The sequence below is a fragment of the Streptomyces sp. NPDC048257 genome (genome assembly GCF_043201855.1).
Lineage (GTDB): Bacteria > Actinomycetota > Actinomycetes > Streptomycetales > Streptomycetaceae > Streptomyces.
This window is the reverse complement of record NZ_JBICZI010000020.1, coordinates 105,012-125,854: the sequence shown is the minus strand read 5'-3', so window position 1 is coordinate 125,854 and position 20,843 is coordinate 105,012. Positions and strand designations below refer to the sequence as shown.

The 20,843-nt window shown below is 71.7% G+C and carries 17 protein-coding genes and 1 pseudogene; 11 read left to right on the top strand and 7 right to left on the bottom strand.

The features are described 5' to 3' along the window. Positions 1–5 precede the first annotated feature (5 nt). From ACGFZK_RS29105 to ACGFZK_RS29095, 3 genes are all read left to right on the top strand, one after another. The gene (locus tag ACGFZK_RS29105; protein WP_393851821.1) at positions 6–920 is read left to right on the top strand and encodes a sugar phosphate isomerase/epimerase family protein; all 915 of its coding nucleotides are present in this window, start codon (positions 6–8) and stop codon (positions 918–920) included. A gap of 26 nt (positions 921–946) precedes the next feature. Next, the gene (locus tag ACGFZK_RS29100) at positions 947–1,957 is read left to right on the top strand and encodes a Gfo/Idh/MocA family protein (protein WP_393851820.1); all 1,011 of its coding nucleotides are present in this window, start codon (positions 947–949) and stop codon (positions 1,955–1,957) included. A 234-nt stretch (positions 1,958–2,191) separates the two neighbouring features. Further along, on the top strand, positions 2,192–2,392 hold the full coding sequence (locus ACGFZK_RS29095; protein ID WP_030710687.1) for an AlpA family transcriptional regulator: 201 nt from the start codon (positions 2,192–2,194) through the stop codon (positions 2,390–2,392). Positions 2,393–2,455: 63 nt separating this feature from the next. Here the strand turns inward: ACGFZK_RS29095 and ACGFZK_RS29090 are convergent, their stop codons facing one another. After that, positions 2,456–4,690 (bottom strand): MMPL family transporter, encoded by a 2,235-nt coding sequence (locus tag ACGFZK_RS29090; RefSeq protein WP_393851819.1) that lies wholly within the window; start codon positions 4,688–4,690, stop codon positions 2,456–2,458. Positions 4,691–4,821: 131 nt separating this feature from the next. Here ACGFZK_RS29090 and ACGFZK_RS29085 point away from each other — a divergent pair, with 131 nt between their 5' ends. Further along, positions 4,822–5,517 (top strand): TetR/AcrR family transcriptional regulator, encoded by a 696-nt coding sequence (locus ACGFZK_RS29085; RefSeq protein WP_393851818.1) that lies wholly within the window; start codon positions 4,822–4,824, stop codon positions 5,515–5,517. A 128-nt stretch (positions 5,518–5,645) separates the two neighbouring features. On the opposite strand, the gene ACGFZK_RS29080 is transcribed toward ACGFZK_RS29085, so the two are convergent. Beyond that, positions 5,646–5,870 carry a hypothetical protein gene (locus ACGFZK_RS29080; protein WP_393851817.1) on the bottom strand — a complete coding sequence of 75 codons (225 nt, stop codon included), beginning with the start codon at positions 5,868–5,870 and terminating at the stop codon, positions 5,646–5,648. Positions 5,871–6,086: 216 nt separating this feature from the next. Here ACGFZK_RS29080 and ACGFZK_RS29075 point away from each other — a divergent pair, with 216 nt between their 5' ends. Both ACGFZK_RS29075 and ACGFZK_RS29070 read left to right on the top strand, forming a co-directional pair. Further along, a complete protein-coding gene (locus ACGFZK_RS29075; RefSeq protein WP_030384770.1) occupies positions 6,087–6,320 on the top strand; it encodes a heavy-metal-associated domain-containing protein in 234 nt (77 codons plus the stop codon). Positions 6,321–6,430: 110 nt separating this feature from the next. Continuing rightward, complete coding sequence (locus ACGFZK_RS29070) at positions 6,431–8,731, top strand: heavy metal translocating P-type ATPase (protein ID WP_393851816.1); 2,301 nt, start codon at positions 6,431–6,433, stop codon at positions 8,729–8,731. A 381-nt stretch (positions 8,732–9,112) separates the two neighbouring features. Here the strand turns inward: ACGFZK_RS29070 and ACGFZK_RS29065 are convergent, their stop codons facing one another. After that, complete coding sequence (locus tag ACGFZK_RS29065) at positions 9,113–10,402, bottom strand: citrate synthase (RefSeq protein ID WP_393851815.1); 1,290 nt, start codon at positions 10,400–10,402, stop codon at positions 9,113–9,115. A gap of 182 nt (positions 10,403–10,584) precedes the next feature. Further along, complete coding sequence (locus tag ACGFZK_RS29060) at positions 10,585–12,840, bottom strand: ATP-dependent RecD-like DNA helicase (RefSeq protein ID WP_393851814.1); 2,256 nt, start codon at positions 12,838–12,840, stop codon at positions 10,585–10,587. A gap of 305 nt (positions 12,841–13,145) precedes the next feature. Here ACGFZK_RS29060 and ACGFZK_RS29055 point away from each other — a divergent pair, with 305 nt between their 5' ends. Continuing rightward, positions 13,146–13,715 carry a DUF937 domain-containing protein gene (locus ACGFZK_RS29055; RefSeq protein WP_393851813.1) on the top strand — a complete coding sequence of 190 codons (570 nt, stop codon included), beginning with the start codon at positions 13,146–13,148 and terminating at the stop codon, positions 13,713–13,715. A gap of 48 nt (positions 13,716–13,763) precedes the next feature. Further along, positions 13,764–14,276: pseudogene (locus tag ACGFZK_RS29050) on the top strand (GNAT family N-acetyltransferase); the annotation flags it as partial. Here ACGFZK_RS29050 and ACGFZK_RS29045 read toward each other — a convergent pair. Further along, positions 14,182–15,162 carry an EamA family transporter gene (locus ACGFZK_RS29045; RefSeq protein ID WP_393851812.1) on the bottom strand — a complete coding sequence of 327 codons (981 nt, stop codon included), beginning with the start codon at positions 15,160–15,162 and terminating at the stop codon, positions 14,182–14,184. The pseudogene ACGFZK_RS29050 and the gene ACGFZK_RS29045 sit on opposite strands and share 95 nt — an antisense overlap. 100 nt (positions 15,163–15,262) lie before the next feature. Here ACGFZK_RS29045 and ACGFZK_RS29040 point away from each other — a divergent pair, with 100 nt between their 5' ends. Then, positions 15,263–16,168 carry a LysR substrate-binding domain-containing protein gene (locus tag ACGFZK_RS29040; protein WP_393851811.1) on the top strand — a complete coding sequence of 302 codons (906 nt, stop codon included), beginning with the start codon at positions 15,263–15,265 and terminating at the stop codon, positions 16,166–16,168. Positions 16,169–16,285: 117 nt separating this feature from the next. Next, complete coding sequence (locus ACGFZK_RS29035) at positions 16,286–18,037, top strand: glycoside hydrolase family 3 N-terminal domain-containing protein (protein WP_393851831.1); 1,752 nt, start codon at positions 16,286–16,288, stop codon at positions 18,035–18,037. A gap of 39 nt (positions 18,038–18,076) precedes the next feature. Here the strand turns inward: ACGFZK_RS29035 and ACGFZK_RS29030 are convergent, their stop codons facing one another. Then, positions 18,077–19,510 carry a S28 family serine protease gene (locus tag ACGFZK_RS29030; protein ID WP_393851810.1) on the bottom strand — a complete coding sequence of 478 codons (1,434 nt, stop codon included), beginning with the start codon at positions 19,508–19,510 and terminating at the stop codon, positions 18,077–18,079. An 84-nt stretch (positions 19,511–19,594) separates the two neighbouring features. After that, complete coding sequence (locus ACGFZK_RS29025) at positions 19,595–19,948, bottom strand: hypothetical protein (RefSeq protein WP_393851809.1); 354 nt, start codon at positions 19,946–19,948, stop codon at positions 19,595–19,597. 323 nt (positions 19,949–20,271) lie between these two features. Between ACGFZK_RS29025 and ACGFZK_RS29020 the strand changes: the two genes are divergently transcribed. Beyond that, entirely contained in the window at positions 20,272–20,826 is a 555-nt protein-coding gene (locus ACGFZK_RS29020; RefSeq protein ID WP_393851808.1) for an EF-hand domain-containing protein, read from the top strand. Positions 20,827–20,843: the final 17 nt, after the last annotated feature.

Here is a 20,843-nt window from a genome sequence, read left to right as displayed (position 1 = left end):
CCGTTATGACGTCCTCCCCGCCCGCGTTGACCCGTATCCGCATCGGTTCGGCCCCGGACTCCTGGGGTGTCTGGTTTCCCGACGACCCCCGGCAGACCCCCTGGGAACGGTTCCTCGACGAGGTCGCCGACGCCGGGTACGAGTGGATCGAGCTGGGCCCCTACGGCTATCTGCCCACCGATCCCGCGCGACTCGCCGAGGAAACGGCCAAGCGCGGGCTGCGCGTCTCGGCCGGAACCGTCTTCACCGGACTCCATCACGGCCCCGCCGTGTGGGAGGACACCTGGGAGCACGTGTCGCGGATCGCGGCGCTCACCCAGGCGATGGGCGCGGCGCATCTCGTCGTCATCCCCTCTTTCTGGCGGGACGACAAGACCGGGGAGGTGCTGGAGGACCGCACCCTCACCGCCGCCCAATGGCATGAACTGACCTCCCAGACCGAGCGCCTGGGCCGGGAGGTCCAGGACCGGTACGGGCTGCGGATCGTCGTCCACCCGCACGCCGACACGCACATCGACACCCCCGAGAACGTGGCCCGCTTCCTGGACGCCACCGACCCCGGGCTGGTCGCCCTCTGCCTGGACACCGGGCACTACGCGTACTGCGGCGGGGACAGCCTGGAGGCCGTCGAGACCTTCGGTGAGCGGATCGGGTACCTCCACCTCAAGCAGGTGGATCCGCGGATCCTGGCCGAAGTCGTCGCCGGGCAGCTGCCCTTCGGGCCGGCCGTGGGCCGCGGGGTGATGTGCGAACCGCCCTCGGGGGTGCCCGCGCTGGAACCGGTCCTCGCGGCGGCCCAGCGTCTGGGCGTGGACCTCTTCGCCATCGTGGAGCAGGACATGTACCCCTGTCCGCCCGACCGGCCGCTGCCGATCGCCCGCCGCACCCGCGCCTACCTCCGCTCCTGCGGAGCCCGCTGACCCTTCGGAAGGAAGAGGAGTACGAGATGAGCACGCTCGGCATCGCCGTCATCGGCACCGGGAAGATGGGCGCCGACCACGTCCGCCGGATCGGAGGGACCGTCGGCGGGGCCCGTGTGGTGGCCGTGGCCGATCCGGACGGGGACCGGGTCAAGGAGGTCGCCGGCACCCTGGACGGGGCTACGGCGCACACCGACCCGGCGGCCGCGATAGCCGCGCCCGGGGTGCAGGCCGTACTGATCGCCTCGCCCGGACCCGCCCACGAGGAAGCCATCCTGCACGCCCTGGAGCGGGAGCTGCCGGTGCTGTGCGAGAAGCCGCTGACCCCGGACCCGGCGGGGGCGCTGCGCGTGATGGAGGCCGAACGGCGGCTGGGGCGGCGCCTGGTGCAGGTGGGGTTCATGCGGCGGTACGACGCCGAGTACGAACGGCTGAAGGAGCTGCTGGACGCGGGCGGGATCGGGCGCCCGCTCTTCCTGCACTGCCGGCACCGCAACGCCTCCTCGCCGTCGTTCTTCACCAGCGACATGCTGATCAGCGACTCGGTGGTGCACGAGGTGGACGCGGCCCGCTGGTTGCTGGGCCAGGAGATCACCGCCGTCACCGTGCTCTCCCCACGGCCCACGGCGGCCGCTCCCGAGGGGCTGAGCGATCCCCGGCTGGTGCTGCTGGAAACCTCCGGCGGGGCCGTCGTCGACGTGGAGATCTTCGTCAACTGCGGTTTCGGCTACCAGGTGCAGTGCGAGGCGGTCGGCGAGGCGGGCAGTGCCCGGATCGGCGACGGCCACGCGATGGTGGTGCAGTCGGCGGGCCGGTGGGGCGGCGAGATCCCTCAGGACTTCACGGTGCGCTTCGCCGACGCCTACGACCGGCAGCTGCGGAGCTGGGTGGCCGCGGCCACCCGCGGCCGGGTGGCGGGACCGGACGCGTGGGACGGCTACGCGGCGGCCGCGGTCTCCGAGGCCGGCCTCGCGGCCGCGCGCAGCGGCGTACGGACCGACGTGGAGCTCGCGGAACGCCCGTCCCTGTACCGCTGACGCTCCGCCCGTCCCTCACCCGACCCCTGTGGCTCTTGTGTCACAGGGGTCCCCTTTCTGTCACGCATGTCCGCATTACGCGGGTCTTCCGTCACAGGCGGTCTACAGCCCCTCCCCTGCCTTCACTGCGCGTCGTTGCCCGGGCAGAACCCCGAGTGATCGTCAGTGTCCACGCGCCGGCTCCCCCGACGGCCTCCCGGCCGGCCCCGCGGCGTGGACAAGGAGGTGTCCAGCATGAGCGACCGACAGCTGTGGTCGTACAAGGAGATCGCTGCCCACATCCGGGTCCAGCCGGACACCGTGCGCTCCTACCGCAAGCACGGGCTGCTCCCCCCGCCCGACCACGTGGAGGGGGGCAAGCCCTACTGGTACGCCGACACCGTGCGGGCCTGGGTGGCCCGCCGGCCCGGCAACCGGGGCCGCCGCGAGGACTGACCGGTGCGGCTGCCGGTGAGGGGACCCACCCCCGAGTCCCCTCACCGGCCGCGGACGCACCTCCTACGTACCGGCTCCTACGGGTATCCGCTCCGCCTCTTCCGGCATCGGGGGCGCGGACTCGCCCTCGCTCAGGCCGAACCGCGCGTGCAGACGGCGCAGCGGGGCGGGGGCCCACCAGGTGGCACGGCCGGTCAGCTTCATCACCGCCGGGACCAGGAGGCTGCGGACGACCATGGCGTCCATCAGGACGGCCAGTGCGATCCCGAGCCCCAGCATCTTGGTGTTGGTCACCCGCGAGGTGCCGATGGCCACCATCACCACCGCCAGGATCACGGCGGCCGCGGTGATCAGCCCGCCGGTGCGGGCCAGCCCCGTCCGGACGGCGCTCTCATGGTCTCCGGTCCGGTCGTACTCCTCCTTGATGCGGGATATGAGGAACACCCCGTAGTCCATCGAGAGCCCGAAGGCGATGCAGAACATCAGCACCGGCAGCGTGGTCTCTATGTCGCCGGTGGCGGTGAAGGAGAGGAGCCCGGAGAGGTGGCCCTCCTGGAACACCCACACCACCGCCCCGAACATCGCGGTCAGGCTGAGGGCGTTGAGCAGCACCGCCTGCAGGGGTATCAACAGGCTGCCGGTGAGCAGGAACACCAGCAGCAGCGTGGCCAGGACCACCAGGGCCGCCGCCCAGGGCAGAGCCCCGGCGATGGCCTTCTGCGCGTCGACGAGAACGGCCGCCTGTCCGGTCACCGAGGTCTTGAAGCCGGCGTCCACGGCGCGGACCTCGTCGACCAGGTCCTGGGCCCGCGGGCCCATGGCCTCGCCCTCGACGGCGACCGAGAAGGAGGCGTACGCGCTTCCGGTCGCGGAGCCGACCGGCCCGTCGACCCGGACCACGCCGGGCAGGGCGGCCAGCCGGTCCCGGTAGGCCGCGAGGCGGTCGGGGCCGGGCGCTCCCTCGGCGAGCACGGTGAGGCCGCCACCGGGGCTGCCCGGGAACCCGTCCCGGATCTGCTCCTGCACCACGTGGGAGGGGGCGTCCTTCGGGAGTTGCCGGTCGTCGACCGAGCCGAACGTGACGCCGATGAAGGGAATCCCGAGGAGCAGCAGGCCCACCGTGGTGGCCACGGCGAAGACCGGGGCGCGCCGCATCACGAGGGCGGCCGTCCGCCCCCAGCCCCGTCCCGTCTCGGCGGCCTCGGCACGTACCGGCCGGCCCCGCCGCCACAGCCGGCGCAGGTCGAGGGCGTTGACGCGGTGGCCGAGGAGTACCAGGGCGGCGGGCAGCAGGATGAGCGCGGCAGCCGCCGCCAGCAGCACCACCGCGACCCCGGCATAGGCGAAGGAACGCAGGAAGTACATGGGGAAGAAGAGCATCGCCGAGAGCGAGACGGCGACGGTGAGCGCCGAGAACAGCACGGTGCGCCCGGCGGTGCGCAGGGTGGCCCCGACGGCGGCCACCGGATCGCGCCCGGCGGCGAGTTCCTCGCGGAACCGGCGGACGATGAACAGGGCGTAGTCGATGGCGAGTCCGAGGCCGAGCGCGGTGGTCAGGTTCTGGGCGAAGACGGATACGTCGGTGACCTCGGTGAGGCCGCGCAGCACGGCATTGGTGCCGAGGATGGCAACGATGCCGACGCCCAGCGGGAGCAGGGCGGCGACCGCGCTGCCGAAGACGAGGACGAGCAGGACGAGGGTGACGGGCAGGGCGATCAGCTCGGCGCGCAGCAGGTCTTCCTGGATGGTCTCGGTGACCTCGCGCTGTACCGCGGCGGGGCCTCCGAGCGAGACGCGCACCGGGCCGTGCTCGCCCTCGTAGCGCGGGGCCATGCGCTCCAGTGCGGCGGTGGCCGTCTTCTCGTCGCCCTGGACGCGGGCGACGATGAGGGCCTGCCGGCCGTCCCCGGAGCGCAGTGCGGGCAGTTGTGCGCGCCAGTACGAGCCGACGCCCACGACCCCCCGCTCGGCGGCGAGTGCGGTGGCGAGCCGTTCGGCTTCGGCGGCGACGGCGGGGTCGTCGACCCCGGTGGTGCCCGTCTTGGCGTCGACGAGCAGGAGCAGGTTGGGCTCGGAGTGCGGGAACTCGCGCTCCAGGGCCCGTGCGGCGTAGGTGGACTCGGCGCCCGGGTCCTCCCAGCCGCCGCTTCCCAGCCGGTCGGCGACGCCGCCGCCCGCGACCACGGCCAGCGCCGTGACCAGCAGGGCGAGCAGCAGCGTGAGCCTCGGCCGGGCCGTGACGAACCGGGTCCACCCCCCGGCCGCCCCGGAGGACGGAGGTTTCTTGACTTCGGACATGACTCGGTGTCCCCTTCACCGTGATTGCCAGACCACATAGACTGGCAAACACGAGCAGTCGCTCGCGTTTTCCAAGAATGCGAGCGATCTCTCGTGTTTGTCAATCACCCACGGGAAGCAGGGGATTGGGCATGCCGGGGACATCCACGGGCAAAAACGCTGAAAAGGGGACCAAGAACTCCACCGCCACTCCGGCCACGGCCGCCGCCACCGCCACCACCCCGCGTCGCCGCCAGGCCCGCGGCGAGCGCCGGATCTCCCAGCTGCTGGCCGCCGCCGCCGGGGTGTTCTGCCGTACCGGCTACGCCGCGGCCAGCACCAACGCCATCGCCCGCGAGGCGGGCGTTTCGCCGGGCACCCTCTACCAGTACTTCCCGAACAAGGAGGCCATCGCGATCGAGCTCGGCGGCCAGCTGCTCCAGCGCGCGCACGAGACGCACGGCCAGGCCTTCCGCCCCGAGAACCTCCGGCGCCCCCTGCCCGAGCTGCTCGACGCCGTCCTCGACCCGGTCATCGCCTTCAACTGCGAGAACCCGGCCTTCTGGGCCCTCATGCACGGCACCGGCGTACCCGGCATCGCCCAGGAGCACGAAGAGCTGCACGCCAACCTGCTCACGCGGATCGATGCCGTCCTGCGCGACTTCTGCCCGCAGGCCACGCCCCACGAGCTCGCCCTGGTCTCGAACATGATCCTGGGCATCTTCAAGTCGTCCCTCGACCTGATCCTGGCCCACGAGGGCGACGAGCGCACCGCCTACACCGCGGAGCTCAAGGCCGTCCTGCTGCGCTACCTCGAGCCGATGATCACCACGACCCTCCCTCACTGACCCGCCCGCCCCCCTGCAGGACCAGCCGTACGGCGCACTGCGCACTGCCGCACGGGGCCTTGACGATGAGCCGGGAACCGGATCCCCGCAGCCGGCGCGGAAGATCAGCACGGCGAGCCCGAGCCGGCTCAGTACGCGATCACCTCGCCCGCCCCGGCCCCGTCGAGCACGTCCGGTCCGCTCGGCATGCCGAGCGGGATTCCGGGCGGAATACCGAGCGGCACGCCGGGCGGAATGCCGAAGATCACCAGAGGGACCGACACCCCCGCGACACCCCCGTATGCGAGCAGGGGGGCGAGCGACGCCACAGCCGTGATCAGGACGCAGCTTCCCGGGTGATCCATATCAGCCATTTCCGTACAGTCCGGCCATACCAGTCAGTTTTGCCACCAGGATCGAAAGACCGGGCGGCGGCGTCGAGCCGCCGCCGAACCCGATGCCGAGGCATTACTCGCTTTCATACCCCCCAGGGGTATAGTCTCGACGTGTCGGGAGGACGGTGGAGCCATCGGCCGCCCCTCCCGGTGATGACCGGCACACGGCACACGCCCCCGAACGAGGAGAACGACATGACCGCCGAGACGGACACCCAGACCACGACCGTCTACCGGGTGACCGGCATGACCTGCGGACACTGCGAGGGCGCGGTGACCACCGAGATCTCCGCCCTGCCGGGCGTCAGCACGGTCAAGGCCGTCGCCGCGACCGGTGAGGTCACCGTGGTCTCCGCCGCCCCGCTCGCGGACGAGGACGTCCGCGCCGCCGTGGACGAGGCGGGCTACGAGTTCGCCGGCCAGGTCTGAGCGCCGGCCCCTCCCGCAGCACCCGCGGCGACCCCGCGGCATCCTGCCGGGCCGTGCCGGCCAGCTCATACTGGTCCCGTACGGCCCGGCCCTCCCCCTGGAGCCGGAACATGAGCAGCAGCACAGTGCACGACGGACCGATAACGGCGGTCGAGCTCTCGATCGGCGGGATGACCTGCGCCTCCTGCGCGGCCCGCATCGAGAAGAAGCTCAACCGGATGGACGGCGTCGAGGCCACGGTCAACTACGCCACCGAGAAGGCCCGCGTCTCCTACACCGGTGACGTCCAGGTCGCCGACCTGATCGCGACGGTCGTCAGGACCGGCTACACCGCCGAGGAGCCCCCGCCGCCGCCCGCCCCGGAAGCCGCGGAAGGCCACGAGGCCGCCGAAGCCACCGGAGAGGTACGGACCGAGGCGCCCGACCCGGTGCTCGCCGCACTGCGGCAGCGACTGCTGGTCTCCGTCACGCTCGCCCTGCCCGTCGTCCTGCTCGCGATGATCCCCGCCCTCCAGTTCGACAACTGGCAATGGCTCTCCCTGACCCTCGCGGCCCCCGTCGTCATCTGGGGCGGTCTCCCCTTCCACAAGGCCGCCTGGACCAACGCCCGGCACGGCGCCGCCACCATGGACACCCTGGTCTCGGTCGGCACGCTGGCCGCCTTCGTCTGGTCCCTGTGGGCCCTGTTCTTCGGCCACGCGGGCATGCCCGGCATGCGGCACGGATTCACCCTCTTCACCGTGCAGGGGGGCAGCGTCGCCCGTACGGACGGCTCCACCGCCATCTACCTGGAGGTTGCGGCCGGCGTCGTCTCCTTCATCCTTCTCGGCCGCTACCTGGAGGCCCGCTCCAAGCGGAAGGCCGGCGCGGCCCTCAAGGCCCTGATGGAGCTGGGCGCCAAGGACGTGGCCGTACTGCGCACGGGCCGGGAGGTCCGGATCCCGGTGAGCGCGCTCGCGGTCGGCGACCGGTTCGTCGTCCGCCCCGGCGAGAAGATCGCCACCGACGGCACGGTCGTCGAAGGCAGCTCCGCCGTGGACGCCTCCATGCTCACCGGCGAGTCCGTCCCGGTCGACGTGTCCGTGGGCGACTCCGTCACCGGAGCCACCGTCAACGCCTCCGGGCGCCTGGTCGTCGAGGCCACCCGGATCGGCGCCGACACCCAGCTCGCCCGGATGGCCCGGCTGGTGGAGGACGCGCAGAACGGCAAGGCAGAGGTGCAGCGCCTCGCCGACCAGATCTCCGGAATCTTCGTGCCCGTCGTCCTGGTGCTCGCGCTCGGCACCTGGATCACCTGGCTGCTGATCACCGACGATCCCACCGCCGCCTTCACCGCCGCGGTGGCCGTCCTGATCATCGCCTGCCCGTGCGCCCTGGGCCTGGCCACCCCGACCGCGCTGATGGTCGGCACCGGGCGGGGCGCGCAGCTCGGCATCCTGATCAAGGGTCCCGAGGTACTGGAATCCACCCGCCGGGTCGACACGGTCGTCCTGGACAAGACCGGCACCGTCACCACCGGCCGGATGACCCTCGACGGCGTCTTCCCCGCCGCGGGCGTCGACGAGCGCGAACTCCTGCGCCTCGCCGGGTCCCTGGAGCACGCCTCGGAGCACCCGATCGCGCGGGCCGTCGCCACGGGGGCCACCGAGCGGGCCGGCTCCCTGCCGGTGCCGGAGTCCTTCGAGAACGTCGCCGGGCTCGGCGTCCAGGGCATCGTCGACGGGCACGCCGTCCTGGTGGGCCGCGAGCGGCTGCTGGCCGACTGGTCGATCGGCCTGCCGGCCGGCCTGGCCGAGGCCAGGGCGACCGCCGAGGCCGCGGGCAGCACCGCCGTCCTGGTGGCCTGGGACGGTGCGGCGCGCGGGGTCCTGACCGTGGCCGACGCGGTCAAGGAGACCAGCGCCGAGGCGGTCGCCCGGCTGCGGGCGCTGGGCCTCACCCCGGTCCTGCTGACCGGTGACAACAAGGCCGTCGCAGAGACCGTGGCCCGCGAGGTGGGCATCGACGAGGTGATCGCCGAGGTGCTCCCGCAGGACAAGGTGGACGTCGTACGCCGCCTGCAGGCGCAGGGCCGTACGGTCGCGATGGTCGGCGACGGGGTCAACGACGCGGCCGCGCTGGCCCAGGCGGACCTGGGGCTGGCCATGGGCACCGGCACGGACGCGGCCATCGAGGCGGGCGACCTGACCCTCGTACGGGGCGACCTGCGGGTCGCGGCGGACGCGATCCGGCTCTCCCGCCGGACCCTGGCCACCATCAAGGGCAACCTGTTCTGGGCCTTCGGCTACAACGTGGCGGCCCTGCCGCTGGCGGCGGCCGGCCTGCTCAATCCGATGATCGCGGGAGCCGCGATGGCCTTCTCCTCGGTCTTCGTGGTGACCAACAGCCTCCGGTTGCGCTCCTTCCGGTAGCGGGTCCCCTCCCCACGGCCCGCACACTTTCTTCACAGGAGACGCAGATCACAGTGACCACAACGTAACCATCCGGGGTCGCCATGGGTCTAATGGGGCGATACCAAGAACGTCTTGGGGGACGTTTCACGGAGGCCTGGGGGGTTTCCGTGGGTATCCGCCGGCCGGGACACGTACCCGCGGGAGGCTTTGAGCGGCCCTCCCGAACCGAACGCGTCCCGGCACACCGACGCCCCGACTCGGGTCCCGTGGGGGGAATCCGTTTCGGGGAAAAGGGAAGCGCCCCGACCGTCGACCCGTGGGGGGATCGACGGCGGGGCGCTTCTCGCACACCTGGGGTGCCGCCGCGGCCGCACGCCGCGCGCGACCGAGAGCCTCGGGTCAGCGGGCCTCGACGGGCACGAAGTCGCGCAGGACCTCGCCGGTGTAGATCTGGCGCGGGCGACCGATGCGGGAACCCGGCTCCTTGATCATCTCGTGCCACTGGGCGATCCAGCCGGGAAGGCGGCCGAGCGCGAAGAGCACGGTGAACATCTCGGTGGGGAAGCCCATCGCCCGGTAGATCAGACCGGTGTAGAAGTCCACGTTCGGGTAGAGGTTGCGCTCGACGAAGTACTCGTCGGCCAGCGCGTGCTCCTCCAGCTTGAGCGCGATGTCGAGCAGCTCGTCGCTCTTGCCGAGCGCCGAGAGGACATCGTGCGCCGCCGCCTTGATGATCTTCGCCCGGGGGTCGAAGCTCTTGTAGACGCGGTGCCCGAAGCCCATGAGGCGGACGCCGTCCTCCTTGTTCTTCACCTTGCGGATGAAGGCGTCGACGTCGCCGCCGTCGTTCTTGATGCCTTCCAGCATCTCGAGGACGGACTGGTTGGCGCCACCGTGCAGCGGGCCCCACAGGGCCGAGATGCCGGCGGAGATCGAGGCGAACATGTTCGCCTGCGAGGAGCCGACCAGACGCACGGTGGAGGTGGAGCAGTTCTGCTCGTGGTCCGCGTGCAGGATCAGCAGCTTGTCGAGCGCGGAGACCACGACCGGGTCCAGGTCGTACTCCTGGGCCGGCACGGAGAAGGTCATGCGCAGGAAGTTCTCGACGTAACCGAGGTCGTTGCGCGGGTAGACCACCGGGTGGCCGACCGACTTCTTGTACGCGTAGGCCGCGATCGTCGGGAGCTTGGCCAGCAGCCGGATCGTCGAGAGGTTGCGCTGCGTCTCGTCGAACGGGTTGTGGCTGTCCTGGTAGAACGTCGACAGCGCGCTGACCACGGAGGACAGCATCGCCATCGGGTGCGCGTCCCGCGGGAAGCCGTCGTAGAAGCGCTTCACGTCCTCGTGGAGCAGCGTGTGCTGGGTGATCTCGTTGCGGAACGACGCGAGCTGGTCGACGGTCGGCAGCTCGCCGTTGATCAGCAGGTACGCGACCTCGATGAAGGTCGAACGCTCGGCCAGCTGCTCGATCGGGTAGCCGCGGTAACGCAGGATGCCCTGCTCACCGTCGAGGTAGGTGATCGCGGACTTGTACGCCGCGGTGTTGCCGTAGCCACTGTCCAAGGTGACGAGCCCGGTCTGGGCCCGCAGCTTCGAGATGTCGAAGCCCTGGTCACCGACGGTGCTTTCGACCACCGGGTAGGTGTATTCACCGTCCGCGTACCGGAGTACTACAGAGTTGTCGCTCACGTCATCCCTCACCGACGTAGTGCCTCTTCTTCGAGGTGCCCTGACTGCCTCTACCTTCCCCCATTTGGCGCAGGAGAGTGCACTCGGGGTCGGCGTTTGGTGCTTTTGACGGCACTGAGTGCCGTCAAGCTGCTCATCCTGCCTCCTCCGCACCGGTGCGGGAACCCCAAATGATCGATCATCTAGGTGATGTTTCCCACCGGTATCCGGCCGGACAGCCTGGCAGCGACCGCCGTGTACCTCCTGCCTGCGGAAACGGTACGCACCGCCTGCCCGAGGGCCTTGCGGGACCCGACGAGGACGACCAGTTTCTTCGCCCTGGTCACCGCCGTGTAGAGCAGGTTTCGCTGGAGCATCATCCAGGCCCCGGTGGTGACGGGGATCACGACGGCCGGATATTCACTCCCCTGTGAACGGTGAATGGTGACGGCGTACGCGTGGGCCAGCTCGTCGAGCTCCCCGAACTCGTACCCGATCTCCTCGTCCTCCTCCGTCCGCACCGTCAGGCGCTGTTCGTCCAGGTCCAGCGCGGTGACCACACCGACCGTGCCGTTGAACACGCCGTTGGCGCCCTTCTCGTAGTTGTTCCGGATCTGGGTCACCTTGTCGCCCACCCGGAAGACCCGGCCGCCGAACCTCTTCTCCGGCAGGTTCGGCCGGGCGGGCGTCATCGCCTGCTGGAGCAGTCCGTTGAGGTTTCCGGCGCCGGCCGGGCCGCGGTGCATCGGCGCGAGCACCTGGACGTCCCGCCTCGGGTCGAGGCCGAACCTCGCCGGAATCCTTCGGGCCGCCACGTCCACGGCCAGTACCCCGGCCGCCTCGGTGTCCTCCTCCGGGAAGAGGAAGAAGTCCGGCAGCCCGTCCGTGATCGGCGGCAACCCGGTGTTGATCCGGTGGGCGTTGGTGACCACGCCGGACTGCTGGGCCTGCCGGAAGATCCGGGTCAGCCGCACCGCGGGCACCGGGCCGCCCTCGGCCAGCAGGTCCCGCAGCACCTCCCCGGCGCCGACGGACGGCAGCTGGTCCACATCGCCGACGAGCAGCAGGTGCGCCCCCGGCGCCACCGCCTTGACCAGTTTGTTGGCCAGCAGCAGGTCCAGCATGGAGGCCTCGTCGACGACGACCAGGTCCGCGTCCAGCGGCCGCTCCCGGTCGTACGCCGCGTCCCCGCCCGGTTTGAGCTCCAGCAGCCGGTGCACCGTGGAGGCCTCGGCCCCGGTGAGCTCGGCCAGCCGCTTCGCCGCCCGCCCGGTGGGCGCGGCCAGCACCACCTTGGCCTTCTTCGCCCGGGCCAGCTCGACGATCGAGCGCACGGTGAAGGACTTTCCGCAGCCCGGCCCGCCCGTCAGGACGGCGACCCGGCGGGTCAGCGCCAGCCTGACCGCGTCCCGCTGCTCGGGGGCGAGCGTGGCCCCGGTCCGCCCGGCGAGCCAGCCCAGGGCCTTCTCCCAGTCCACGTCCTGGAAGCCCGGCATCCGGTCGTCCTCCGCGTGCAGGAGCCGGCGCACCTGCCCCACCAGGGACAGCTCGGCCCGGTGGAAGGGCACCAGGTACACGGCGGTCAGCGGGTCCGGACCGCCCTGCGGATCCGGTACGGACTCCCGTACGACCCCTTCCGGGTCGGCGGCGAGCTCGGCCAGGCAGTCGATGACCAGCCCCGTGTCCACCTGGAGCAGCTTGACGCCGTCGGCGATGAGCCGGTCCTCGGGCAGGAAGCAGTGGCCCTGGTCGGTGGACTGGGACAGGGCGTACTGGAGGCCGGCCTTGACCCGCTCGGGGCTGTCGTGCGGGATCCCGACGGCCTGGGCGATGCGGTCGGCGGTGAGGAAGCCGATGCCCCACACGTCGGCGGCGAGCCGGTAGGGCTGGTTCTTCACCACGGAGATGGAGGCGTCGGCGTACTTCTTGTAGATGCGCACGGCGATGGAGGTGGAGACGCCGACGCCCTGGAGGAAGACCATGACCTCCTTGATGGCCTTCTGCTCCTCCCAGGCGGCGCCGATCAGCTTCGTCCGCTTGGGGCCGAGCCCGGGCACCTCGATCAACCGCTTCGGCTCGCCCTCGATGACGTCGAGGGTGTCGGTGCCGAAGTGCTCCACGATCCGCTCGGCGATCTTCGGACCGATGCCCTTGATCAGGCCGGAGCCGAGGTAGCGGCGGATGCCCTGGATGGTCGCCGGGAGCACGGTCCGGTAGTTCTCCACGGTGAACTGCTTGCCGTACTGCGGGTGGGATCCCCAGCGGCCCTCCATGCGCAGGGACTCGCCGGGCTGCGCGCCGAGCAGGGATCCGACCACTGTGAGCAGGTCACCGCTGCCGCGGCCGGTGTCCACCCGGGCGACCGTGTACCCGCTCTCCTCGTTGGCGTAGGTGATGCGCTCGAGCACGCCGTCGACCACCGCCAGTTGCACCGCCCGCGGCGCCCCGTCTGCTGCCATGACCCGAAACTACCGGGCGGCGCCGACAGTGCGCCGGGCCTGTGGACAACGCGGCCGGGCAGCGCAGCCGGGCAAGGGCGCGGGGCCATCGCAAAGGGGGTCCCGCCTCGCGGCCGGACCCCCTCACGGTTACCCCTCCCGTGTCGGACTTCCCGATCCCCCCAGATCCCTCCCCGGAAGCACCGACGCAACATACGACCTTCGATGTGCCTGGAGGGTTGCATGCGGAACGACAGCTTTACGTTTCCGTTACCCAACGCCTACTCAAGGTGCCGGTGAATCACCACAGAAGTAGCGTTTCGGGCATGAGTGAATCTTCATTCCAGGACGACGTGCTGGGCGAGCTCGGCGACGACCGGCTGAACGAGATCGCCGGTCTGCTCGGCACGGACGCCGACGGCGCCAAGGCGACCGTGACGGAGACCGTCGGCGCCATGACCGGCGACCTCCGGCAGAAGGCGGACGCGGACGACGACGACGGCGTGGAGGTGCGCCAGGCCTTCGCCGAGGTGGCCGAGCCTCCGCTGGAGGGCGTGTCCACGCTCGGCGGCCTCGGCGGCCTCGGCGGCCTGCTCGGCGGCGGAATGATGGCCGGGGTGCTGGCCAAGGTGAGCAAGCCCGTGGCCAACGCCGTCTCGAAGAGGACCGGCATTCCCGCGGCCACCATCAGCCGGGTCATCGAGATGCTGATCCCGGTCGTGCTGGCGGTCCTGGCCAGGCGCGCCTCCGGAAAGGCCGCGGGCACCGGAGCGTCGGGCACGTCGGGCACCGGGACGGCGGGCGCGGCGCCCGGAGCGGCGCCCGGAGCGGCCCCCGCCGCGGGCGGCGGTCTCGGCGACCTGCTGGGCGAGATCCTCGGCCGCGGCAAGAAGTAGCCCTTTCGCGGGGCCCACCGCGACCGGCAGGACAGCCCTTAGAGTTGCCCCATGGCTGAGAGCGTGCGGCTCCGCGACCCGGAACCGGGGGACCTGGGGTGGATCGTGCAGCGCCACGGTGCGCTGTACGCCGCCGAGTACGGCTGGAACAGCGACTTCGAGGGCCTGGTGGCCCGGATCGTCGCGGACTTCGCCCAGGACCACGACCCCTACCTCGAACGGGTGTGGATCGCGGAGCTGGACGGCCGGCCCGTCGGCTCGGTGATGTGCGTACGGGAGGAGGGCGCGCCCGGCACCGCCCGGCTGCGCCTGCTCCTCGTCGACCCGGAGGGCCGCGGCCACGGCATCGGCACCGTGCTGGTCGACACCGTCGTCGCCTTCGCCCGTTCGGTCGGCTACCGCGAGCTGGTGCTGTGGACCAACGACGTACTGACCGGCGCCCGCGCGCTCTACCTGAAGGCCGGGTTCACCCTGATCGCGGAGCGCCCGCACCGCTCGTACGGAGTGAGCCTGACGGGGCAGGACTGGCGGCTGCCGTTGCAGGAGGGCTCCCCGCGCTGACGCCCGAACCGACCCCCGTACGGTTCACGGCGCGCGCGGGGGCCAGCGAGGTCAGCGCCACCCCGCCCACCAGCAGTACGGCCGCCAGCCAGCGCAGCCCCGACACGGACTCCCCCAGCACCAGGGCCGCCGAGGACATCCCGAAGACCGGGACCAGCAGCGAGAACGGGGCCACCGAGGACGCCGGGTAGCGGCGCAGCAGATGGCTCCAGGCGGCGAAGCCGAAGACGGTGGACAGCCAGCCGACGTAGCCGATGACGGCCACCCCCGACCAGTCCAGGGCCCGCAGCGCGGCCAGATCCCGCTCGGGTCCCTCCAGCAGCAGCGAGAGCGCGAGCAGCGGCAGGACCGGAACCGTGCACACCCACACCATGAAGTTGAGGGCGTCGGGCGGGGAGGCCTTGCGGGTCAGGACGTTGGACACGCCCCAGCAGGCGGCGGCCGCCACGACCAGCGCGAAGCCGAGCACCGGCCCCGACGTCCCCCCGTCCACCGCGGCGACCGCGATCCCGGCGAACGCCACGCCCATCCCGAGCACCCGCACCCTGCCCGGCCGCTCACGCAGCACGAAGGCGGCGAGGACGGCGGTGAAGACGGCCTGGACCTGCAACACGAGGGAGGACAGCCCGGCCGGCATCCCGGCGTCCATCCCGGTGAAGAGCAGGCCGAACTTGGCGATGCCGAGGGCGATCCCGACTCCGGCGATCCACTTCCAGGCGACCTTGGGCGGCCCGACGTAGAACACGGCGGGCAGTGCGGCGACGAGGAAGCGCAGGGCGGACAGGAGCAGGGGCGGGAAGTGGTCGAGGCCGATCTCGATGACCACGAAGTTGACGCCCCATACGGCGGCGACGAGCACGGCGAGTGCGGTGTGTTGGGGACGCATGCTCCGAGCATCGGCCCTCCCATCATGTAGCACCAGCTCGGATCGCTTCCGGGATGGATGAAGCATTGCTTACGGATATCCGCGGTGCCAGGATGGAGGCATGCTCGATCTCGCGCGGCTGCGCGCCCTGCACGCCGTCTCCGTCCACGGCTCGGTCGCCGGCGCCGCGGCCGCCCTCGGCTACACCCCCTCGGCGGTCTCACAGCAGATCTCCAAGCTGGAACGCGAGACCCGCACCACCCTGCTGGAGCGGCGCGGACGAGGGGTCGCGCTCACCGAGGAGGCCCGCCACCTGGCCGACACCGCCCAGCAGTTGCTGTCGATCGTGGAGCGCGCCGAGACCACCCTGGAGGAGCGCCGCGGGCAGCCGAGCGGACTGCTGACCGTGGCCGCGTTCGCCTCGGCGGCGCGCGGGCTGCTGCCGCAGGTGCTGGCCGATCTGGCCCGCCGGCACCCGGCGCTGGACGTACGGCTCACGGAGGTGGACCCGCACCTGTCCGTGGAGCTGGTGGCCCGCGGGGTCACCGATCTGGCGGTGGCCCACGACTGGGACATCGCCCCGCTGCCCGCGCCCGAGGGGATCGAACAGGCAGTGATCGGGGACGACCTCTGCGACCTGGTGGTGCCGGCCGGGCACCCCTTCACCACGCGCCGGGTCATCCGCCGCTCCGACCTCGGCGGCGAGCGCTGGGTCTGCCAGCCACCCGGCCGGGTCTGCCACGACTGGCTGGTACGGACCCTGCGCACCGCCGGGTTCGAGCCCGACATCGCGCACGTCGCGGAGGAGAACCACACCATCGTCGCCCTGGTGGCAGCCGGGCTCGGGGTGGCCGTCGTACCCCGGCTGGGCACCGGGGCGCTGCCGCCGGGGGCGGTGACCGTACCGCTGGAGCCCGGCCCCGTACGCCGGTTGTACGCGCTGTGGCGGACCGGGGCCGCCCGGCGCCCCGCGATCACCGAGGCCGTGCGGACCCTTCAGGAGCACTGGGCGGCCGACCGGCTCTAGGGGGTGTCTCTTCCGGGGTACGTCCGAGTGTCCGCCACGCGCCGGGCGTACCCCGGCAGTAGGGTCCGGCGCGTGCCGTACCACGCCTCGCGCCGGAACCTGCTCGCCGCTGCCGCCATGGTCGCCGTCACGGCCGCCGGGGCCGCTTCCGCCGCGGTGGGCCCCCACCACACCCCAGACGACGCACGGCCCCCCGGCCGCCGCCCCGGCCGGGCGCGGCTGCGCGGCATGATCGACGGGATGAGCCTCGACGAGAAGGTCGGGCAGCTCTTCGTCTCCCGGGTGTACGGGCATTCGGCGACCGGTCCCGACCCGGCGGACGCCGAGCAGAACCAGGCGCTGTTCGGCGTGCGCACCGCCGCCGAGCTGGTCGCCCGTTACCACCTCGGCGGGATCATCTACTTCGCCTGGGCCCACAACACCCGCAGCCCGCAGCAGATCGCCTCGCTCTCGGTCGGCCTCCAGCAGGCCGCCCTCACCACCGGCGCCCGGATCCCCCTGCTGCTCTCCACCGACCAGGAGCACGGGGCCGTCGCGCGGATCGGCAAGCCGGCGACGCTGCTCCCGGGGGCGATGGCCCTCGGTGCGGCCGGATCCACCGCCCACGCCCGGCGGGCCGCGCGCATCGCGGGCTCCGAGCTGGCCGCCATGGGCATCCGGCAGGACTACGCGCCGGTGGCCGACGTCAACGTGAACCCGGCCAATCCGGTGATCGGCGTACGGTCCTTCGGCTCCGACCCGCAGGCCGTGGCGGAGCTGGTCGCCGCCCAGGTCCGCGGCTACCAGGGCGCCGGGGTGGCCGCCACCGCCAAGCACTTCCCCGGCCACGGGGACACCGAGACGGACAGCCATGTCGGCCTGCCGGTGATGCGGCACTCCCGCGCCACCTGGGAGGAGCTGGACGAGCCGCCCTTCCGGGCCGCGGTGGAGGCGGGGGTGGACGCCGTCATGACGGCGCACATCGTCTTCCCCGCGCTCGATCCCTCGGGGGACCCGGCGACCCTCTCCCGGCCGATCGTCACCGGTCTGCTGCGCGAACGCCTCGGCTTCGAGGGGGTGGTGGTCACCGACGCCCTCGACATGGCCGGGGTCCGCCAGAAGTACGGGGACGACCGCGTGCCCGTACTGGCCCTGCTGGCGGGCTGCGATCAGCTGCTGAACCCGCCGGACCTCGGGCTCGCACACCGCAGCGTGCGGGCAGCCGTCGAGGCGGGCGAGCTGACGGAGGCACGGATCGAGGAGTCGGTGCTGCGCATCCTGGAACTGAAGGCCCGCCGGGGCCTGTTCGACGAGGCGTACACCACGGGCCGGGAGGTGGACGCCGCCGTCGGCGTCCAGGAGCACCTCGATGCCGCCGACGCGATCGCGGCCGCCACGACGACCCTGCTGGCCGATCCTCGCGGGCTGGTGCCGATCGATGCGACGTCCGGGCCACGGCTGCTGGTCACCGGGACGGACCCGGCCTCCCCCTCGGGTACCACCGGACCCCCTACGGCCGTACTGGCCCGGGAGCTGACCGCCCTGGGCTGCCGGGCCACGGCGGTGCCGCCCGGCCGCGCCGTGGCCGCCGCGGCCGGTCACGCGGCGGTGCTGGTGTGCACGTACAACGTCCCGGAGGGCGAGAGTCCGCAGCGCACGCTGGTCGCGGACCTGATCGCGACCGGCGTGCCGGTCATCGCGCTGGCGGTCCGCAATCCGTACGACCCGGCCCGGCTGCCGGCCTGCGCGGCGGAGCTGGCCACGTACTCCTGGACGGACGTGGAGATGCGGGCGGCGGCCCGGGTGCTCACCGGGGCGGTACGGCCCGCAGGGCGCCTGCCCGTGCCGGTCCCGGGCCGCTACCCGCTGGGCCACGGGCTGACGCACTGATTCCTCAGGCGCCGGGCCCGCGGCCCGCGTGGGTCCCGGTTACGGCCGCAGCTGCGGCTCGCGCTCCAGGTCGCGCTGGTCGAGCTGCGCGTCGGGCGCCGCCAGCGGCGCCGCCTTCCCCGCGTCGGCGAGCGCGGCGGCCGGGGCCACCCCCGCCCACTGCAGGATCTTCGCGGTGGCGAGGGCCTTCTCGCCGTCCATGAGCCTGGCGACGTTCGCCCCGTGGTTGGCGCCCGGCGCGATCATCACGTAGCTGTCGCGCACCCCGTAGCCGAGGCGGAACGGCTCGGCGCCCCACGGGTCGTTCTGCCCGTACACGAAGAGCATCTGGTGGGCGTTGTCGCGCACCCACTTGTCGACGTCCGCCATCACCCCCGGCTGGAAGGTCATGGGGATGTCGCGGGGCACGAAGTTGCGCGGCGGCTGGTAGCCGTAGCGGCTCAGGCCCTTGAGGTGCGGCTGCTTGATGTCCGGGGAACCGAGCTGCGTACCCGCCTGGTAGTAGTACGGCGTGTACGTCTCCAGGCCCTGGTCGGCGTAGGCCGAGAAGCCGGAGATCGCGTCGATGCTGTCCCAGATCTCCTGGTCGCTCGCGGTCGCGGCCGCCGGGACGGAAGCGCAGTCGGCGAGCAGGCTGTACTGCCAGAAGGCCCACACGTAGTCGAGCACGACGGCCTCGTAGGCCTTGTCGAGGTTGCCGACGGTGGTGAAGGTCCAGCCGTTCTCGGCCGCGGCGACCGCGTACTTGGCCTCGAGCGGCTCGCGGCGGACGAGCGCCTCGCGCTGCACCGCGTTCAGCTTGTCGCGGCACTCCTTGGTGCCGACCTTGGCGAAGAAGCGGTCGTAGGCCGAGTCCTCGTTGTTGACGACGTCGTTCGGCGCGACGTACGCGACGACACCGTCCATGTCGCGCGGGTAGAACCGCTCGTAGTACGTCGCCGTCATACCGCCCTTGCTGCCGCCCGTGGCCAGCCAGTTCTTCTTGTAGATCTTCTTCAGCGCGGTGAAGATGCGGTGCTGGTCACTGGCGGCCTGCCAGATGTCCAGGTTCGACCAGTTGGCCGGGTCGGGCCGGGAGGGAGTGAAGAATCGATACTCCAGGGAGACCTGGTTGCCGTCGACGATGGTCGTCGGCTCACTGCGGCGCGGGCTGGTGGTGACGTTGTAGCCGGAGGTGAAGAACACCGACGGCCGCGAGACGTCCTTGTGCAACAGGGTCAGGCGCTGCTTGAAGGTGCCCTTCCACGGCTGCCGGTGGTCCACCGGCTGCTCGTAGTTCAGTACGAAGAAGCGGTAGCCGGGGTACGGCTTCTCCTCGATCAGGCTCATCCCGGGAATGCCGAGGATCTGGTCCTTGATGTCCGTGGCGGCCGCGGGCTCCGCGGCTGTGGCCGCTTGCGCCGTGGAGCCGGCCGCGCCCATGGTGCCGATCAGCACCACGAGCGACAGCAGCCATCCGAGCGTCTTGCGCATGCACCCTCCCCTTGAGTTCACTTCGGTCGCCGTGAACCTAGCCGGGTCAACGCGCCGCTGACCAGACCCAGTTGGGCCTGTCCCTCAGCACAGGATCCAGCCGGAATCAACGGATCCAGCCCCCACACCCCCCTTTACATACACGCAGCGGTTGATTGCCCCGACCGTGACAGGCCCGGCGTATCGGGTGAATCCTCCGGCCTCGCGCACCGGGGCCCCGCCGCGCGGCTGGATGCTCACCGTCATCCGCCGCCGCTCCCCCGGAACCCGGGCCACCGTCATCGCACAGGCCTGGTGGCGGCTCTTGTAGACGCGCACCTCGCCCGCCTCGAAGGCCACCGTCCTGGCCAGCCGGCCCGCACACCCCTCGGTCGCGGCCTGCGCCGGCGACGGCGTGAACAGCCCGCTCACGGAGAGCCACAGCGCCGTCGCGAACACCCCCGGGGACGCGGCCCACCGGCCACGCCTCCTCCACCTCTGCGACACCAGACCCCCCGATCGGTCGTACGTACGACGCGTCCACGCACGCACGTACGACACCCGAGTCCCCCGGAAGGTTGCTGCACGCAAGGGTCCGGCGTACCGGTTCCGGCCACCCTCCCTCGTACGAGTGCATCCGCCACCTCCCGCCGGGACAGCGGGAGTTCACACCCGGGAGGGCGATTACGCTAGGTGACGAACAGCCCGCTCGCCGTAGCCGAGCAGGAGCCGTATCCGCAGCCGTATCCGCAGCCGTAGCCGTAGCCGTGAAAGGCCATGAGATGACGAACGACCTGCTCGACCGCAAGCTGGAGCGCGCCTTCACGCACCTGGACGCCGACGGGAGCGGCGTGATCGACGCCGACGACATCATCGCGCTCGGCTCCCGGCTGCTGACGGCCCTCGCCGAGCCGGCCGGCTCGGCCAAGGCCGACCTGGTGATGAGCGGGCTGGCCGACTTCTGGCAGGACCTGTTCACCGAGCTCGACATCGACCGCGACGGCAAGGTGACGCCCGAGGAGTACAAGCTGGGCATGACCCGCCTGTACGCGCAGGGCGGGCCCGCCTACGACCGCTCCTTCCGCCCGATGATGCGGGCGATCCTCACGATCGTCGACACCGACGACGACGGGCGCATCAGCCCGCAGGAGTTCCACCGGGCACAGGAGGCCTTCGGCACGCAGCTGAGCCCCGCCGAGACCGAGGCGCTCTTCCGGCGGATCGACGCGAACGGGGACGAGTCCCTGACGGTCGACGAACTGCTGGACGCGGTACGCGAGTACTACACCGGCACCGACGAGGACGCCCCGGGGAACCTGCTCTTCGGCGAGTTCTGATCCCGGGACGTCCCAGT

Coding starts and splice junctions, on each gene's coding strand:
- ACGFZK_RS29035 (WP_393851831.1), top strand. CDS start 16,286: ATGGTCGCCGTCACGGCCGCCGGGGCCGCTTCCGCCGCGGTGGGCCCC.
- ACGFZK_RS29020 (WP_393851808.1), top strand. CDS start 20,272: ATGACGAACGACCTGCTCGACCGCAAGCTGGAGCGCGCCTTCACGCAC.
- ACGFZK_RS29045 (WP_393851812.1), bottom strand. CDS start 15,162: ATGCGTCCCCAACACACCGCACTCGCCGTGCTCGTCGCCGCCGTATGG.
- ACGFZK_RS29090 (WP_393851819.1), bottom strand. CDS start 4,690: ATGTCCGAAGTCAAGAAACCTCCGTCCTCCGGGGCGGCCGGGGGGTGG.
- ACGFZK_RS29055 (WP_393851813.1), top strand. CDS start 13,146: ATGAGTGAATCTTCATTCCAGGACGACGTGCTGGGCGAGCTCGGCGAC.
- ACGFZK_RS29030 (WP_393851810.1), bottom strand. CDS start 19,510: ATGCGCAAGACGCTCGGATGGCTGCTGTCGCTCGTGGTGCTGATCGGC.
- ACGFZK_RS29040 (WP_393851811.1), top strand. CDS start 15,263: ATGCTCGATCTCGCGCGGCTGCGCGCCCTGCACGCCGTCTCCGTCCAC.
- ACGFZK_RS29100 (WP_393851820.1), top strand. CDS start 947: ATGAGCACGCTCGGCATCGCCGTCATCGGCACCGGGAAGATGGGCGCC.
- ACGFZK_RS29075 (WP_030384770.1), top strand. CDS start 6,087: ATGACCGCCGAGACGGACACCCAGACCACGACCGTCTACCGGGTGACC.
- ACGFZK_RS29105 (WP_393851821.1), top strand. CDS start 6: ATGACGTCCTCCCCGCCCGCGTTGACCCGTATCCGCATCGGTTCGGCC.
- ACGFZK_RS29070 (WP_393851816.1), top strand. CDS start 6,431: ATGAGCAGCAGCACAGTGCACGACGGACCGATAACGGCGGTCGAGCTC.
- ACGFZK_RS29085 (WP_393851818.1), top strand. CDS start 4,822: ATGCCGGGGACATCCACGGGCAAAAACGCTGAAAAGGGGACCAAGAAC.
- ACGFZK_RS29080 (WP_393851817.1), bottom strand. CDS start 5,870: ATGGCTGATATGGATCACCCGGGAAGCTGCGTCCTGATCACGGCTGTG.
- ACGFZK_RS29060 (WP_393851814.1), bottom strand. CDS start 12,840: ATGGCAGCAGACGGGGCGCCGCGGGCGGTGCAACTGGCGGTGGTCGAC.
- ACGFZK_RS29095 (WP_030710687.1), top strand. CDS start 2,192: ATGAGCGACCGACAGCTGTGGTCGTACAAGGAGATCGCTGCCCACATC.